At 39.1% G+C, this 17,065-nt stretch carries 14 protein-coding genes; 6 read left to right on the top strand and 8 right to left on the bottom strand.

The features are described from left to right. Positions 1–68 precede the first annotated feature (68 nt). Positions 69–740, bottom strand: coding sequence for an OmpA family protein (locus tag B7C60_RS07475; protein WP_245868847.1), 672 nt, complete (start codon positions 738–740; stop codon positions 69–71). Positions 741–880: 140 nt separating this feature from the next. On the opposite strand from B7C60_RS07475, the gene B7C60_RS07470 reads away from it, so the two are divergent. Then, entirely contained in the window at positions 881–1,513 is a 633-nt protein-coding gene (locus tag B7C60_RS07470; protein WP_099611117.1) for a thiol:disulfide interchange protein DsbA/DsbL, read from the top strand. A gap of 16 nt (positions 1,514–1,529) precedes the next feature. Beyond that, a complete protein-coding gene (gene bamJ, locus B7C60_RS07465) occupies positions 1,530–2,003 on the top strand; it encodes a BamJ family beta-barrel-assembly machinery protein (RefSeq protein WP_099611116.1) in 474 nt (157 codons plus the stop codon). A gap of 74 nt (positions 2,004–2,077) precedes the next feature. Here the strand turns inward: bamJ and B7C60_RS07460 are convergent, their stop codons facing one another. Together B7C60_RS07460 and B7C60_RS07455 are read right to left on the bottom strand one after the other, a co-directional pair. After that, the gene (locus B7C60_RS07460; protein ID WP_099611115.1) at positions 2,078–2,701 is read right to left on the bottom strand and encodes a beta-phosphoglucomutase family hydrolase; all 624 of its coding nucleotides are present in this window, start codon (positions 2,699–2,701) and stop codon (positions 2,078–2,080) included. 106 nt (positions 2,702–2,807) lie between these two features. Then, positions 2,808–3,338, bottom strand: a complete 531-nt coding sequence (locus B7C60_RS07455; protein ID WP_099611114.1) for a GNAT family N-acetyltransferase — start codon at positions 3,336–3,338, stop codon at positions 2,808–2,810. A gap of 500 nt (positions 3,339–3,838) precedes the next feature. On the opposite strand from B7C60_RS07455, the gene dcuC reads away from it, so the two are divergent. The 3 genes from dcuC (at position 3,839) to B7C60_RS07440 (ending at position 9,652) form a co-directional block, all read left to right on the top strand. After that, a complete protein-coding gene (gene dcuC / locus B7C60_RS07450) occupies positions 3,839–5,206 on the top strand; it encodes an anaerobic C4-dicarboxylate transporter DcuC (RefSeq protein WP_099611113.1) in 1,368 nt (455 codons plus the stop codon). A gap of 540 nt (positions 5,207–5,746) precedes the next feature. Beyond that, positions 5,747–7,384, top strand: coding sequence for a methyl-accepting chemotaxis protein (locus tag B7C60_RS07445; RefSeq protein ID WP_099611335.1), 1,638 nt, complete (start codon positions 5,747–5,749; stop codon positions 7,382–7,384). A 330-nt stretch (positions 7,385–7,714) separates the two neighbouring features. Next, positions 7,715–9,652, top strand: coding sequence for a PAS domain-containing sensor histidine kinase (locus B7C60_RS07440; protein WP_245868844.1), 1,938 nt, complete (start codon positions 7,715–7,717; stop codon positions 9,650–9,652). A gap of 35 nt (positions 9,653–9,687) precedes the next feature. Here B7C60_RS07440 and B7C60_RS07435 read toward each other — a convergent pair whose 3' ends face one another. Then, a complete protein-coding gene (locus B7C60_RS07435) occupies positions 9,688–10,461 on the bottom strand; it encodes a substrate-binding periplasmic protein (RefSeq protein ID WP_099611112.1) in 774 nt (257 codons plus the stop codon). A 37-nt stretch (positions 10,462–10,498) separates the two neighbouring features. Continuing rightward, a complete protein-coding gene (locus tag B7C60_RS07430; RefSeq protein WP_157928687.1) occupies positions 10,499–11,428 on the bottom strand; it encodes an ABC transporter substrate-binding protein in 930 nt (309 codons plus the stop codon). 158 nt (positions 11,429–11,586) lie between these two features. On the opposite strand from B7C60_RS07430, the gene B7C60_RS07425 reads away from it, so the two are divergent. Continuing rightward, positions 11,587–13,497, top strand: coding sequence for a PAS domain-containing sensor histidine kinase (locus B7C60_RS07425; protein ID WP_172953235.1), 1,911 nt, complete (start codon positions 11,587–11,589; stop codon positions 13,495–13,497). Positions 13,498–13,705: 208 nt separating this feature from the next. Here the strand turns inward: B7C60_RS07425 and B7C60_RS07420 are convergent, their stop codons facing one another. From B7C60_RS07420 to B7C60_RS18295, 3 genes are all read right to left on the bottom strand, one after another. Then, positions 13,706–15,256 (bottom strand): DUF3369 domain-containing protein, encoded by a 1,551-nt coding sequence (locus tag B7C60_RS07420; RefSeq protein WP_099611109.1) that lies wholly within the window; start codon positions 15,254–15,256, stop codon positions 13,706–13,708. A gap of 328 nt (positions 15,257–15,584) precedes the next feature. After that, a complete protein-coding gene (gene secF / locus B7C60_RS07410) occupies positions 15,585–16,487 on the bottom strand; it encodes a protein translocase subunit SecF (protein WP_099611107.1) in 903 nt (300 codons plus the stop codon). A 2-nt stretch (positions 16,488–16,489) separates the two neighbouring features. Next, a partial coding sequence (locus tag B7C60_RS18295) for a SecD/SecF family protein translocase subunit (RefSeq protein ID WP_245868841.1) occupies positions 16,490–17,065 on the bottom strand: 576 nt, incomplete at its 5' end.

Raw genomic sequence — 17,065 nt, 5'->3', positions numbered from 1 at the left:
AAACTCATCTAATCACAATCACCGCCACTGGCGGTGATTGTGTATTCAACTCGTGACGTTTAAGAAACTTATTGATCTAAATATTGTGGCACAATTAAGCGCAGTGTCGCTCTTCGGTTACACGCTCTGCCTTGAGCAGTACCGTTTGAACAACTCGGCAAATGAGCGCCATACCCTCTAATATACACCACCTCTTGTGCAATTTTTTGGGCTAATAAGACTTGCTTCACCGCTTCAGCTCGCCGCATTGATAACCCATCATTGAATCGCTCTGAACCGGTATTGTCCGTATGCCCTTCAACGACAATGTCGATGGTTTGATCTTGAGCGAGAAAGCGGCCTAATGCGCTAATCCAACGGATTGAATCTGCCGATAGTTGCGCCTTCCCTGTTTGGAAAAGAATGGGACGATTGAGTTTCACCATCGAATGTTCACCGGCTTGTAATTCATAGTCAATACGGTAACTGGCTAAAAAATCTAACAACGATTGGGGCTCATCGGCATGGAGAGGTTGCCGCTCTGCCGTCTTTGTCACGGTCGTCTCAACCGCTGTCGGAGAAACATCTCGGCTAGACAGTTGGCTCGCTCTGCGCCAATCAGGATAGAGCACTTCTGCATCATTTTTCGGCGCGGTGTTTAATAGATTATCGCTAAACATTCGATCCACGGCTAAAGAACCGCATCCAGATAATAATAGGCATACTAGTAGCGTATAAACTTTCATTAATGCTGCACTCACTTTCCTTATCTCTCCTTTTGTTATCGGCCAACATCGTAAAACTTTATGCTGTCTAGCTAACAAATTCGTCTTATGCGATTTGCCTCACGTCGATTACTGGTTAGACTGATCCGGTATTTTTCACTGTTATGGATTTTTTTATGAAAACATCGGCTTTTCGCTTAATTACCCTTTTATTCAGCCTTATCGCGATCATTAGCTGCAGTGATAATGCAGAAACCCACCCCACCGAGGGGGTTCACTATAAAGAGTTACCCGTCAGCCTAACCAGCTACCAGCTTGCTCCTATCACGGAGGTTTTCTCTCTAACCTGTGGCCATTGTCGAACCATGGAATCGATGATTCCTGAGCTAGAAAAAATCACCGGAGAGCGTTTTGGTAAGCTTCATGTCACTTTCAACCAAGGTGCTCAGATCAGTGCCATGCTTTACTACAGTGCAGTCATGCAATTAGAGGAGGTTCCTAACTCAAGTATCATGGAAGGGCTGTTTGCTGCTATTCAAGCCCCCATAGAAACCACTCCAGACGCCAGAAAAGCGGCAATTGATAAGATATTTCATCAACATCAATTAATCAGCCCCTATGATTTGAACGAGGCCCAGCAAAACCAACTGATGGAAATGATCACACTCGCGAGTGAAATTTCACAAAAATCACAAATTAATGCCGTTCCAACTTTTATCATTAAAGGAAAATATCAATTACTGACCAGTGGGCATGACGACATCAACAGTATTGCTACAACAATGCGCTACTTACTAAAACAACCGTAATAATAAGAGCACGACCATGAATAAAACTATCTTTACTCTCATTGCCTTATTGTTGGCGATTTTTTTTGTCTATCGTTCTTGGAATAACAGCAAACTTGCTGAACAAAACCGCATGCAAGGCGAAGCCTTTTTACTCAACAATAGCCAACAACCGGACATATCGACAACAGAAAGTGGCTTGCAATATCAATTACTACAAGCGGGGTCAGGGAAAATACATCCCACGGCAACCAGTAAAGTCACTGTCCACTATGAGGGGCGATTACTTGATGGCACAGTGTTTGATAGCTCAATACAACGGAAAACACCGATTACTTTTGGCTTGAATCAAGTCATTAAAGGCTGGCAGGAAGGCGTCCAACTGATGGTAGAAGGAGAAAAAATGCGTTTTTTCATTCCAAGTCATCTCGCCTATGGAAAAAGTGGTGCGGGCTCTATTCCGCCCGCTTCAACCTTAATTTTTGAGGTCGAACTGCTTGAGATTAAATAACACTCTCACATTCACCTGACTAAAATGAGCAGTAACCCCTGCTCATTTTAAAATAATCCGGTGACGATAGATGCTCACTGAGTTATCGGATTGGCGGGCGTTTTAGCCGCATGAAACGTTAATCCATTTGACGTAACCATGACACAATCCATTCCCCCTGCATGTGCAGCCTGCATTCCCAATGCGGTATCTTCAAAAACGAGACACTCTTGCGGTGATAAATCTAACAGCTCGCTAGCACGAACAAAGGTTTCAGGATGCGGCTTATGGTGAGTCACATCCGTTGCCGTCACTAATGCATCTAATTGTTCTAAAATACCCGCTTTAGTCAGCAATCGAATTGCACTTTGTCGTTGACTGCCGGTTCCAACGGCTATTTTCTTTTCGCCCCGATTTGAGCAAAAAATGGCATAAGTTTCAGCAATTAAGGGGCTATCCGCTCCCTGCTGATCAAATGATCGCATTTTATATTGCGCAACCTGCTGCGGATCTAACGCAAGCTGAAAGCGCTGGTTAATTTCTCGAACAATGTTAAAACTGGGCATTCCCCCCATACTATGTAACCACTGCGAATCAAAAGGGAACTGAAAATGTTCGGCTGTCATTCGCCATGCCGCAAGGTGTGCTGGCATCGTATCAATTAAGGTTCCATCCATATCAAAAATGAGACCTTTATAGCGGCTTAAATTTAATAACATTCATTACTCCAAGGTGTGAGGTGTGATAATCGCGGATCTTACAAGCGTGTTTTTCATCATCATGATTAAATCAAAATGGTATCTAGGATCTGCTAGGCAGCTAACTCTAACTCACGGCTTGCAACATGACTTGCGATGACGGCCAAGTAAACACTTTTTCCAGTAGCTGATAGCCACTGGGAGCTTGCCACGTTTTTATCACGGTACTTTGTCCACCAATATGTTCATAAAAATCCAGAGCTGATTGATTTTTCTCTGCCACTTGCAAATAAATACCATGTTCAGGAAAATAGTGTTCAACCCATTCAAGCATCGCCTTAATCAGCCACTTTCCTAATCCTTGACCTTGATAGTCAGGGCTGACATGTAATGCATCAATCATGGTACCTTTTTCAACATCATGATTGCCAAAAGCACAAATAAATCCCAGCAAACGATCGTTAGCTTCCAATAATAAAATATGTTGATTATAAGGAGGGTTAGTCAGTCGAGTCTGCCAGATCAGTAAACAATCTTGTAACGCCTCATTATCCAGATAATCTTGCTCTAGAATGCCTTGATAATGGCGTTGCCAATTGTGCGCATGCAAGTGTGCAATCCGTTCAAAGTCCTTATATTCCGCTACTTTTATTTCCATTTTATAGCCCTTATCACTTCCTGTTGCTGTTTCTACTTCACATCATACTATTCATTTATATAGTAAAAGCAAAACTGACCGATCACATCCGCCTCTACCCAAACAACTTGGAGTTGCAGGTCGACGACAAGTGAGTGAGCCCTGATGAACATAGACAAACGATGCAATTGAGGTGAATGCACGTAACCGACACCGCAACAGCTTCAAGTAGGAAGGGGATATTTGCTCCCTAAAAGTGACAATATTGTCACTTTTATTTTCTCATGAACATTAAACCCAATAGTAATCAATAAAACTAGCTCATGGTTTTAACATAAAATTTACCACTAAAATCAATCCCAATAACCTTATTATTCACTATATAAACTTATTGTTTTTTTGTTTGTTTTAGATCATACAAAGTACAACTTTACCTCGTCTCTCGCTCCTGTTTTGAGTAAATTCTCAGTTATAAATTGTATTAGACTGTTACAACTCAACATATTTGACTGGAGATCACTATGCTAGAGCTTCTTATCGGCGCAATTGTGACCATTGCTGTCGGTTATTTTATCGTTAAAGGTTATAAACCCGCAGGGGTACTCCTAACCGCGGGGATTACATTATTATTGATCACCGGTTTGTTAGGTTATGACGTGCTACCAGAATCAATTACCGCAACCGGTAATTTAGTGACTGATACCATGGAGTATATAAAATTCACACTACAAAGCCGTGGTGGTGGCTTAGGTATGCAAATTATGCTGCTATGCGGTTTTGCTTCTTATATGACACATATTGGTGCTAATAATGTCGTGGTCAAACAGTTTTCAAAACCCCTTTCTGTTATCAACTCGCCTTATGTACTGCTCGTAGCCGCTTATATCGTGGCCTGTTTAATGTCACTGGCGGTTAGTTCTGCAACCGGGCTTGGTGTGTTATTGATGGCCACCCTATTTCCGATGATGACTGCAATGGGCATTTCTCGCCCAGCTGCCGTTGCCGTTTGTGCTTCACCGGCAGCGATTATTTTATCGCCGACCTCTGGCGATGTCGTGATCGCGGCTGAAAAATCCGGCCTTGCTTTGCATGTATTTGCTGTTGAAACCGTCTTACCGGTTTCTATTTGTGCCATTATTGTGATGGCGGCTGCCACGTTTTTCTGGAATAAATACTTAGACAAACGCAACAATACTCCGATGGAACGTATTGATGTGTCGACCATTGAAGTCAATGCCCCCGCCTACTATGCCGTATTACCATTTCTTCCTATTATCGGTGTATTCCTCTTTAATGGAGAAACCATTCCGGGCCTGTATCTTGACATTTATACCATTGTGGTTGTTTCTATTTTTGCCGGTGCTCTGGTTGATTTTATTACCAAACGCTTTGATGGCAAAAAAACGCTTGAAGATTTGGAGTCATGTTATGAAGGCATGGCAGAAGCGTTTAAAGGCGTGGTTATGTTATTGGTGGCCGCTGGAGTATTCGCGCAAGGTTTAATGTCTATCGGGGCAATTGATAACTTACTAGGCTTGGCAGAAACAGCCGGCGCTGGCGGTTTAGCACTCATGATGATTTTAACGATCCTAACAATGGCGGCTGCGATTGCAACCGGATCAGGTAATGCTCCATTTTACGCTTTTGTCGAGTTAGCCCCTTCGCTCGCAGCAAAAATGGGGGTAAACCCTGCATTTTTAATTATTCCTATGCTGCAAGCGTCTAACTTAGGTCGTACTGTGTCACCAGTTTCTGGCGTTGTGGTCGCCACAGCAGGTATGGCGCATATCAGCCCATTTGAAGTGGTAAAACGGACCTCTGTTCCCGTATTGGCTGGATTAATTACCGTAATTATCGGTACCATGATCCTTGTCCCGATGACGGCTTGATTGTAAATCAACATAATGAACAGCGGCGAGAATGAACGCTCCTGTTCGTTATGTTTTTAATAAGCAAGTAAAAAGAAAATCAATAATTAAAAGCATAACAGATACTAATATATTCTACGCCAATTTCTTGTTTAATCTATTTATTATACGAACATAATATAGAGATTAATTAACATTTCCATCTCAATTTACCAACTCAACACTGTAAAAGAAAACGAACATTTCATTCAGATAATAAAATCTATTTTTCCTTAGTTTATCAATCAGCTCCGTGCTAAACTTTCCTGCCATAATGCAGGCTTAATATTCCTCCATTCTGCCTCTTTAATTAAAATATTTTTATTATACGGATAAATATATTCAGTCAACTTGAATTGATCGGTAAACGACAAGTCAGTCCCCTTACTTATAAGCATAGCCATACGATGCCATCGTCAGGGGTAAACGAGCGTAGCCCTCAGTAGTAAGGGAATAATACCGCGGCAAATTTAAGGAGAATGGATATATCCATTCGTTCTTACCATGAGGTTACTCACTGTTATGTCGTTTTTAAAAAACTTAGCAATCCGTAATAAAATTGCACTATCTTTTAGTATTATTGCCCTGGTCAATATTGCGTTTGGTCTTTATATTTATTTATCTATCAATTCAATTGAAAAGAAAGTATGGGAATTAACCGACACGACGTTACCTTCTCTGATGCTGGTTAATGATTTGAAATATAATATGGCTTCGGTACGTCGAGGACAGCTTGGCATTCTTTCCGCTGCGAATGATTCAGCCATTAACGCTGAAATAGAATGGATGAATGGTATCGAAAAAAAAATTCAAGAAGAATTCGCCAGCTATGAACAATCAATATGGGATGATGACCATGCTGATCGAGAAAAATTTTTGGCCGTGAAAAACTATTGGCAAACTTATTTACGCGATCTCCAATCATTTAATAATCATGCGCTCAGCCATGATATTGATAAAGCGGCAAATCAACTAGCAAGTACTTTAGCCACTTATGAAAAAATCGAAGCTGCGGTCGATGAGTTGCTGCAGTTTAACGTCTCATACGCCAATGAGAACCGCACCACCCTAACTAAATCAATTAGTCATATTATTCAATTTACCGTTATTTGTTTTATTGCCATTCTCATTTTTATGGCCGCGATGACAGGGCTATTATCGAAGTTAATTTGCCGTCCACTACATTTGGTTGTAGCTCAAGCCCAATCGATTGCCAAAGGTGACCTCACCCATACGCTAAATCGACATGAAATCGGTGAAGACGAATTAGGTCACCTTGCTGATGCGTGCCACACCATGCAAAGTAACCTCGCCAAAACTGTAGAAGAAATCGTTGCAGGCGCAACACAATTGGCGCATGCGGTCGATGAAGTGAGTGCGGTATCGGAGCAAACGTCACAAGGGATGCATGAGCAACAAGCTGAAGTGATGCACATCGCAACGGCAATGACTGAGATGAAATCCACGGTAGCGGAAGTCGCTCGCAATACTGAAGTCGCTTCTGATGCAGCTCGAGAGAGCAACCAACAAGCGATCACCGGCTCAGAGCAGATGGCGAACGTGACGAATTCGATTGACCGAGTGACACACGAAATCTCACTGGCTGAGCAACGTGTTTTAGAGCTTGAAGAGCAAGCTCAACAAATTAATATGGTGGTCGATGTGATCAGCAATATTGCCGATCAAACTAATTTGTTAGCCCTCAACGCTGCGATTGAGGCGGCTCGGGCAGGTGAACAAGGCCGTGGATTTGCCGTTGTTGCTGATGAAGTGCGAGCCCTTGCCGGTAAAACTCAGCAATCAACTGGCGATATTGTCACTATTATTCAAACATTACAGCATTGTGCGCTAAAAGCTCGTGAAGCAACGGCGCAAAGTAGCACACTGATGGCTCAATGCGTTGAACAAGGCCATCAAACTCAACTAGTTATTCAGCAAATCAGTAACCAAAGTGAACAAATTGCTGATATGACCATTCAAATTGCCAGCGCTTGTGGTGAACAAGACTCGGTAAGTGAAGAGCTAAACCGCAATATTGAACGGATTAATGAATCCGCTAAACAGGTTGCCCAAGGCTCATCAGGTGCTGCGCAAGCATGTATTGAGTTAAGCCAATTAGCCTCCCAATTACAAAACACCGTGAATCGTTTTCAGGTCTAAACCATCCGTTCCGCAACGTTTCACGACGGCTTAGCCCATGCAGTGAATAATAAATTTGTCTAAAACAAATTTGCATAGCCGAAGCCCCGTAAGCACGAACCGCCCCATAAGCAATAACCACTAGGTACTCCCTGATCAGAGTCAGGGAATACCTAGTGGCACCTCAACACGCTTTTTTACTCCTGCCTGCAACATCATAAGACAAATGAAAACCATGTGTCCCAGATACTCTATACTAGTAGCATGAGAAAATGAGTGTTATTGGGATGTGTTTCTACCACTACCAATAATACGCTGTTACTTTTAATGCTTTATCGATCAGGAAACGCTATGCACTATAAGGACATACCACAAAATCCCTGGCTCAGTCGTATTGGCAAAAAAATAATCCTCACTATGGTGCTGGTGAGCAGCCTCTTTACTCTTGTCGCAACTTCGATTCAATTATTTAATTACTACCGGATAGAAATGAATGAAGTCAAGGATAGGCATCAAGAAATTGAAACACTGCATATTGAACTGATTGCCAGTGCTTTATGGGCTTATGATCTTCCGTTAGTTCAACAACACATGAACTTACTCGCACAACTTCCTAAGATCGACTATTTAGAAATACAATCTAATGGAACCCAAATCTCTTCAGGTACCCCACCGCCAACTTATGCGATTGAACACGTCTATCCTATAAATCATATTGACCAAAATGAACAGTATTCACAAAAGATAGGAATCCTAACGGTACTTTCTAATACAGAGGGGATATATAATAATTTAGTTAATCAATTTATCTCAATTCTAATTATTAATACAATCAAGACTCTCTTTGTTTGTATTTGTTTATTATTCGTATTTCATATGAGTATCAATAGACGCATTTTTAATATCGTTGACTATCTACATCATTATGATTTAAATAAAAAAAACCAACCTTTACAATTACACTTCTCTTTTTTTATAGACAACTTCGAGGATGAAATTGACATTCTTGCCAGAGAAACAAATCGACTCACTGCTCATATAAGTCATTTATATAAAGGCCTCAAATTAGAAAAAGAACGTTTAAACGATTTTACCAAAGCTTCATCAGACTGGTTATGGGAGACAAATGCTGATGGATATATCATTTATTGTTCTGAAAATATGGCTACCGTTTTATCGATTCCCGATCAAGAACACAAACGTTTCCGTGAATTACCCTATGGTTATAAATTTAATCAATTGCAAAAGATGATTGATAATGAATGTGACTTTTCTCATTGTGAAGTAAATATCGATATTGGCGGAGAAAGTGAATTTTTCATTTTTCAAGCACTGGTAAAAAAAGAACATGGTAAATTTTCTGGATTTAGGGGCACTGCACTCAATATCACAAGACTAAAACAAGTACAGTTAGAACTTAGTCAACTCAATAATCACTTGGAACAACAAGTCGATTTAAGAACTCAAGAATTAACCACAAGTTTAGAACAATTACAACAAACTCAGCAGCAATTAATCGAATCAGAAAAACTTTCAGCCTTAGGAGGATTAGTCTCAGGTGTTGCGCACGAAGTCAATACACCACTTGGTATTGCCGTCACCTCTGCATCTATTATTCAAGAATCCGCACAACAACTGCATCAAGCATTTTCTAATAGCTCTCTTACTAGTCAAAATTTTACTGAAACAATGAGTAATATTCTAGATAGTAGCGATATCCTACAAAGTAATTTAAATCGAGCGGCAAAACTAATCAGAGATTTTAAACAAACCGCAGTCGATCAAGTTTCCGAAGCAAGGAGTGAATTTGATTTACAGCAAGTGCTAATGGCACTGCTTGCCAGTCTACATTCTCAAACACGCCAAGTTCCTGTCACTCCAGTATTGTTATTCGATCAAACGATACAAATGAATAGCTTACCGGGTGCTATTACTCAAATTTTCACGAACTTGATCTTAAATAGTGTCAACCATGCTTTTCACCATACTCCACAAGCGAGCATCATCATCAAAGCCTCCAAGGCTGATCATCATACCGTTATTTTAGATTATTCAGATAATGGTGCTGGTATTGAACCGCATTTACATCAAAAAGTATTTGAACCTTTCTATACAACAATGAGGGGCAAAGGCGGTTCTGGTTTAGGGCTAAATATTGTTTTTAATCTAGTGAAAAAATTGCATGGTGAATTAACTTTAGATTCCAAACCAAACCAAGGCGTTCATTTTACCATTAAACTACCGATAAACTATCAATACAAGATTGAAATTGAAGAGGAATCACCATAAATAATTTTATGGTTGATCACTCAGACAATAGGCTTTTATTTTTTTATAAAATACTGGTCAAGCATCACCATAAGATGATCATTATTGCGCATTTCAATTATTCCTTGATCAATGATCTGTTTAATCCTTTGTGCCTCTGGATGAAAACGAGAAATTAATAAGTAAAATGGTTCTGGTTTAAGGCGAGGAATAGTGACCAATCGAATATCATCTGATAAATGAACAATATTTTTAACTTCATTAAAACCTCTTAGTATTTCATAACGAGCTAAAAAAACATCACAACGTTCAGATCGCAGCATTTTGACTAATTGTTCAAAACTTCTCGCTAATTTATGAACCCGATGTTCATCGACGCCAAACTTCAAATAATTATAACCTTGTAAACCACACATCCTCAATGAATTCAATTCCTGTGGAGAAGTTATATTTAACCCTTGAGGATATTTATTGGCTGAATATACATAACTAGGGACAACCGTATAATAATATTCAGTCATAAGATAATCACGGTCTCTTTCTTCATTATAAGAAGCACTAAGCGCAATATCAAAAACGCCAGATAAAGTATCTTGTAGGCAGCGTTGCCATGGTGGCAAACGAAATGTTAATTGGACATTTTCTTTTTTAAAGATGGCACTTAATACATCAATGTCATAACCCACTATTTCCCCTTCACGAATAAAATGATAAGGCGGCCATTCCCCACCATCACCGCAAACATTAATATGTTTAGTTTCTAATGCGTTGACATTTTTAGACAATATAAAAAATATCAATAAAAACATATATTTTATTACAAATCGCATAATTTCAATCTCCAGAAAACATCATTGTCACCCATTATCATTTTTTAAATTGACCATCAATAAATAATGTGGTTCCTTTTCTATCCAACTCAAAAGGAATCATTCTCGGATTTTTACCTTGCTCAACAATTTGTTTAATTAATGATGCAGCTATTTCTCCCTGGTTTTTCCCACTCAACACGATCCCACCCATTGCTTTATTTTCTCCAACGGAGAAATCCCAAAATGCAAATATAGGTACAAGGCTATTCTTTGCTGTCCATTGGATTATCTCTTCATCTGACACATTTTCTTCACTTGCATCAATTAAACTTTGATAGAGTCCAACAATGATGGCATCGAAACCATTTTTATGGGCATTCAATATTGCTTTTTGCCACTCTTGTTGGCTAATAACAGATAAATACTCAACCTCTATATTTAATTTTTCTTTTACAAAAAATTTATTAGAATATAAATAATTTAAAGTAATTTGCGATGTGTAAGAATCATCAAATAACACCAATATTTTAGGGTTAATAAAAAATCGGCCAATACTAGCAATATTTTTAATATACAATGGACGCTCTAAAACTCCCGTTATTCTAGCTAAGCCTTGATTTAATTCTTTAATATTTCTTGGGTTATCATTAACCCCTAAAAATACAATATCAATGGATTCTTCATACAGCAATGGGACGAGGTAGGTCAAGGCATTATCATCGCCAAGAACGACAAGGTCAGGTTTTATTTTCAAGTAATAATCGAAAGCTTTCTTCGCCATTGCTGGATGTTCATGGCTGGGTAATACTTTGGTATTCATTTCAAAAAAGACCCAATGATAGGACTTATCCAAACTTTCTTTTAATGCCTGCCGATAATCATGGCTCCACTGATAACTTTCAGTATAGCTATCAACAACCAATATCGTTTTGCTTTGTAGGTCAAAGCCAATGAATATCAAAATAATCATTACTAGTACACGCACACAATCACCTAACCGATCTATCATCACATTTAATGATAGACTATATTGATATTTTATCAGCTTGAATTATGCTTAATGCAACGTAAAATTGTACATAGATCACAAGCGAGTTTAATCGCTCACCTAATGGATCAGCTTTCCTCTAGAAGATGAGAACAATGCGAAAATATGCACATAGAAGAAATACAATATCAAAAATAAAAATAAGCCATCTTGGCAAAAGAGTCAGTATTATTGTTTTTGCTATTAGTCTTGTTTTCACCTTGATTTTTTCTTTTATACAAACGAAATTAGCCATTAATCAAGAGATTGCCCATATTGAAAATCGTCAACTAGAACTTGATCAAGATTTCACACAGGATATAGGAACATTTATTTGGAATTATGAGTTTTTTACCCTTCAGTTAAGGCTTAATGCACTAGAGAACTTATCACATATTGATTATCTACAAGTTACGTCTGACCATTATACCTTCCATTCAGGAGAAAAAGGTAAAGAACCTTTAATCAAAAAATCTTTTCCTATTTTATATAAAAATAATATTGTAGGTGATATTTATGTTGAATCTAGCTTACAAAGTGTTTATCAAGATATTTATTATAACTTCTTTCATTCTTTATCAGTAAACTTGCTCAAAACTGGATTGCTTTGTTTGGTTATTTTATATATTTTTCACTATAGCATTAATGTTCGATTAACTCAAATGGTTAAATATTTAAAAGAAATTGACCCTCATCTGATTAGTAAAAAATTAATATTATTCAAAAAACCTATCATTACCTCTAGTAAAGATGAAATAAGCAAACTCGGTTCAACAATAAATAAACTTACTATTAATTTATATCATCTTTACGATAAAATAAGAAAAGAAAAAGATCGTCTCAATGACTTTACACAAGTCTCATCAGATTGGTTATGGGAAACAGATTGTGACGGTATGCTTGTCTTTGCTTCTGATAGCATGAAAAAAACACTACAAATGGATAGTAATGAGACTGTGTCTTTATTTGATATTTGTAAAAAATTTAATTTTAATCATTTAGAGGAAAACTTAAAGAAAAATAAACCCTTTAATTTATGTGAAGAAAAATTAGCCAGTGACAATATATCTGGGTCTCTTATCCTTATTTTTCAAGCTGTAATAAAAAATGATATCAATCATCAATTTTTAGGTTATCGAGGAACCGCGATTGACGTCACTGATCTCTATTTGGCGCAACATCAACTTAAAGAAATTAATCAAAATTTAGAGAAAAAAGTGACAGAACGCACCTTGGAATTAAAGCATAATCTAGAACAATTACAAAAAGCACAAACTCAACTCATTGAAACTGAAAAGTTAGCTGCATTAGGTAGTTTGGTGGCTGGCGTAGCACACGAAGTTAACACACCTCTCGGTGTTGCTGTTACCTCTAACTCAATTATTCAAGAAACGATTAATGACTTAAAAAGTCAATTTGAAACACAAACCCTTACAGCCGATCAGTTCAGCATACTGATAAACGAAATACAAGATGCAACTCAACTTCAAGAACATAATCTTAATCGCGCAGCCAAATTAATCAAAGATTTCAAACAAACCGCGGTTGATCAAGTTTCGGAGGTTAAAACTGAATATGTTATTTTCCAAGTTTTACAATCATTAATTAATAGTTTGCATTCTGAAACTAAAAAAGTTCCGGTTAGCCCCAAACTTGATGGCGATCATCATCTAGTAATGTATGGTTTCCCTGGTATTCTTAGCCAAATATTTTCGAATTTAATTATGAATAGCATAAAGCATGCATTTAATACGCAAAAATCACCAGAAATATCGATCCGATTTTATCAAGAAGATAATGAGATCATCTTTATTTATCAAGATAATGGTTCCGGTGTAGCGCCTAAATTACATGAAAAGATTTTCGAACCATTCTATACAACACAACGCGCTCAAGGTGGCTCAGGGCTTGGGTTAAATATTGTTTATAACTTAATTAAAAAACAGTTAAAAGGTGACCTTAAATTTGACTCGGATATCGATCAAGGAGTGACTTACACCATTATATTGCCAAAATTATTATCTTAATTGTTTCTGTTTATATCCAAACAACTTGGAGTTGCAGGTAGGCGGCAAGTGAGTGAATCCCCATGAGCATAGACAGGCTATGTGATTGGGGTGAAAGAACGTAGCCAACACCCCTGCAGCTTCGAGTAGGAAGGGTATATGTGATTGGGGTGGATGAACCTAGCCAACACTGCTGCACCTTCAAGTAAGAAGAGCATCGATTGATGATTCAATCAGGATATTTATCTCTGATTGCAACAAACTCAGACCAATGTTCGATTAATAGATCAACGAGTAACGGCTCAAAATGTAGCCCTTTTTGTTTCACTATTTCAGTTTTAATATCGTCTTCAGACCAAGGCTCTTTATAACTACGCTTCGATCCTAACGCATCAAAAACATCCGCTAACGCAGTAATACGTCCACTAATAGGAATGCCTTGACCTTGCAAGCCATTTGGATAACCACTTCCATCCCATTTCTCATGATGCGTTCCTGCAATTTCTTTCGCTTTAATAATCAGTGGCCGGGTCGATTTACTGAGGATTTGCACGCCATAGTCCACATGTTTTTTCATTATTTCCCATTCATCAGCATCGAGCTTAGCGGGTTTATGTAAAATAGCATCAGGAATTGCAACTTTACCAATATCATGCAATGGTGAAGCATGTTGAATCATATAAGCTTCTTCTTCAGGTAATCCATACAATAAAGCGAGCTTTTCACAAAAAAAGGAAACCCGCTGTACATGTGCTCCGGTTTCTTTGCTTCGAGCCTCAACCGCATTGGCTAAATTATGCACTAATTCACGGGAAGTTTCTCTGATATCAAGCTGCAAATTTAAATTATTAAAAGTCAAAGCAATATTTTGCATATAAATATCAAGTAAGTTTTTTGAGGCCTCATCTAAGGGTTCAATAAGATTAATATAAAGTAAATTCTCGTAGCCTCGGCTATCTAGCATATACAGTAGTGTTGCATCAGTATACGTTTGCGATTTTTTTTCCTTTAATACATCTTGGCATCGCTCAGCGACAAGTTTAGGTAAGTGATTAAAATTACACTCTGTATGTAAATCGACAAAACCACCAATAGCGGCAAGAGTTAAAGATGAAGCGCTATTGCTATCGTAAGAAGGTTTTACAACACAATAAAAACCGGATGCCGGTAAATGCAACAAGGAAGTCAATTGATGCAGAACCGCCTCGGCATAGTTTTTTAAGGTGGTAGTATTCTGAACATTGGCGGATGCTTCGATGACCCTTTTTAGCCCTTGTTTTTGCTCCTCAATCAGGCATAAATCACGATAAGCACGTAGCATAGAATACATTAAGGTACGTAATTTTTGAGTCGTCAATTCGGTTTTTTCTTTATAATCATCAATATCATATTGTTGAATGACTTTATCTTCCGGAGCTTGCCCAGCTTGGCCGGTTCGAAGTACTAAACGGATATTATGATTACGATGAGAGTTACGAATATACTCAACTAACTCTAGGCCCGCATGCTCGGTTTCCATCACCACGTCAATCAACGCTAAAGCAATATCGGTATGGTCATCGAGTATTTTTTTTGCTTCTAGGCCAGACATTGCCGACAGTAATTCCAACTTTCGATGTTGAAATGTAAATCCCTTCAAGGCCATTTTGGTGACCAAATGAACTTGTTCATCATCATCGACTAACAGCACTTTCCAAGGCTTCAAAGCATATTTGAACGTGGTACCGTTTTCGGGATTATCCTCGGGAAGAGCTGGCTTAGTATCGGCAAAAAAATCCATAAATTTGGGCACTTAAATGATTTCACTTACTATAGTTGTAATACAAAAAGTACCATCTATACAACTTTCTGTATCCAAAATTGCTAACAGCTAATCAGATTTTTATGGTGAATCGCTCAGGTGACAACTTGATGACATTGAGGTGCATATCCATCATTTGTCACTCCATCCATGCATTAATATATACCCAAACAACTTGGCGTTGCAGGTAGGCAGCAAGTGAGTGAATCGCCATGAGCATAGGCAAGCTATGGACTCTCGGCATGACTGACTTGCTCCCTCTACAACTCCCTGCTGTTTGAATATGCTTACATCAGTGACTTGCGTGTTACGGTGCCATATCCACTTCAACGGGCAAATAATGCTTTGGCTCTAAATGCAGCCACTCTGGCAAGACCGTACCAATCGAAATCGATGACCATGTCCCAGAAATAATGCCAATAAACATCGCAATGGCAAACCCTTCCAAAGGTTCCCCTCCCATCATCCATAACGCCGCCACGGTCAACAGTGTCGTCCCTGAGGTGACCATTGTGCGTGAGAAAGTCGCAATAACAGCTTGATCGTTAATCATGGCTGTTGGGCTTGTTTGTTTGGCTATCAAGAGTTCGCGGATCCGATCAGCAATAATAATCGAATCATTCAATGAATAGCCTAAAATGGCCAGTATTGCGGCAAATACCGTTAGATTAAATTCCATTTGTGTGATGGCAAAAAATCCGAGCACTAGTACAACATCATGGGCTAGGGCAAATAACGCACCGCTCGCTAATCGCCATTCAAAACGGAAGGACAGATAGCCTAAAATCGCTAAACAACAAATCAATAATGCTAATGCCCCTTGATCAACGAGGTCATCCCCCACTTGTGAGCCAACCATACTGTTACTAATCACTTGTACTGAAGAGGAGACCGTTTTGAGCAGCGCCTGTATATCTGGAGTGGTCTGAGATACCTCTATAAGTGGATAGCGAATCACCCAGCGTCCTTCTTCTCCTGACGGAGTGATCAGGGTTGAATCACCCAACACGGGCTTAACGATCTTAAGCAATTGCTCATGAGTGAGTGTTTTTTCGATCTTGACTTCGGTGACCATTCCGCCAGTAAAGTCGAGACCAAGATTTAAGCCTTTGATTAGAAATGCGCTTAAAGCCAGCAGTGTCAGAGCGATGGAAACAAAACTGGTGATATATCGAATTCGGCGAATATGTGTTTTTAAATAGTTCAGCATGATTAAACCCTCACATCTCGGCGAGTATCTCGCCCCCAAACTAAATTAATTAGCGCCCTTGATGCAAAGACCCCAGTAAACATGCTCGTAAGCAACCCTAATCCAAGTGTGAGTGCGAATCCTTGAATCGGCCCATTACCAATACAGTACAACACGACCGCTGTAATCATGGTCGTAATATTGGCATCTAAAATGGTACTCAATGCACTACTAAATCCGCTATCGATCGCTTGGGCGAAACTTCTCCCTTCAGTTAATTTATCTCGAATACGTTCAAAAATAAGGACATTGGTATCTACCGCCATTCCGACCGTTAGCACCAATCCTGCAATGCCAGGTAAGGTTAAAACCGCTCCCGGTAGCAGTGCGATCAACCCAAGTAAGCAACCCATGTTGGTAATCAATGCGACGTTGGCAATCCAACCTAGGCGACGATACCACAATGCCATAAACGTCAGCGTCATCGCCATACCGAGGGCTAATGCAGCAAAACCATTTGCAATATTTTCCGCTCCGAGTGATGCACCGATCGTCCTTTCTTCCACAATAGTCACGGGCGCGGTTAATGAACCCGCACG

This window comes from Vibrio fujianensis, from assembly GCF_002749895.1.
Lineage (GTDB): Bacteria > Pseudomonadota > Gammaproteobacteria > Enterobacterales > Vibrionaceae > Vibrio > Vibrio fujianensis.
Note: the sequence above shows the minus strand (reverse complement) of the source record. Positions and strands in the feature narration are given on the sequence as shown.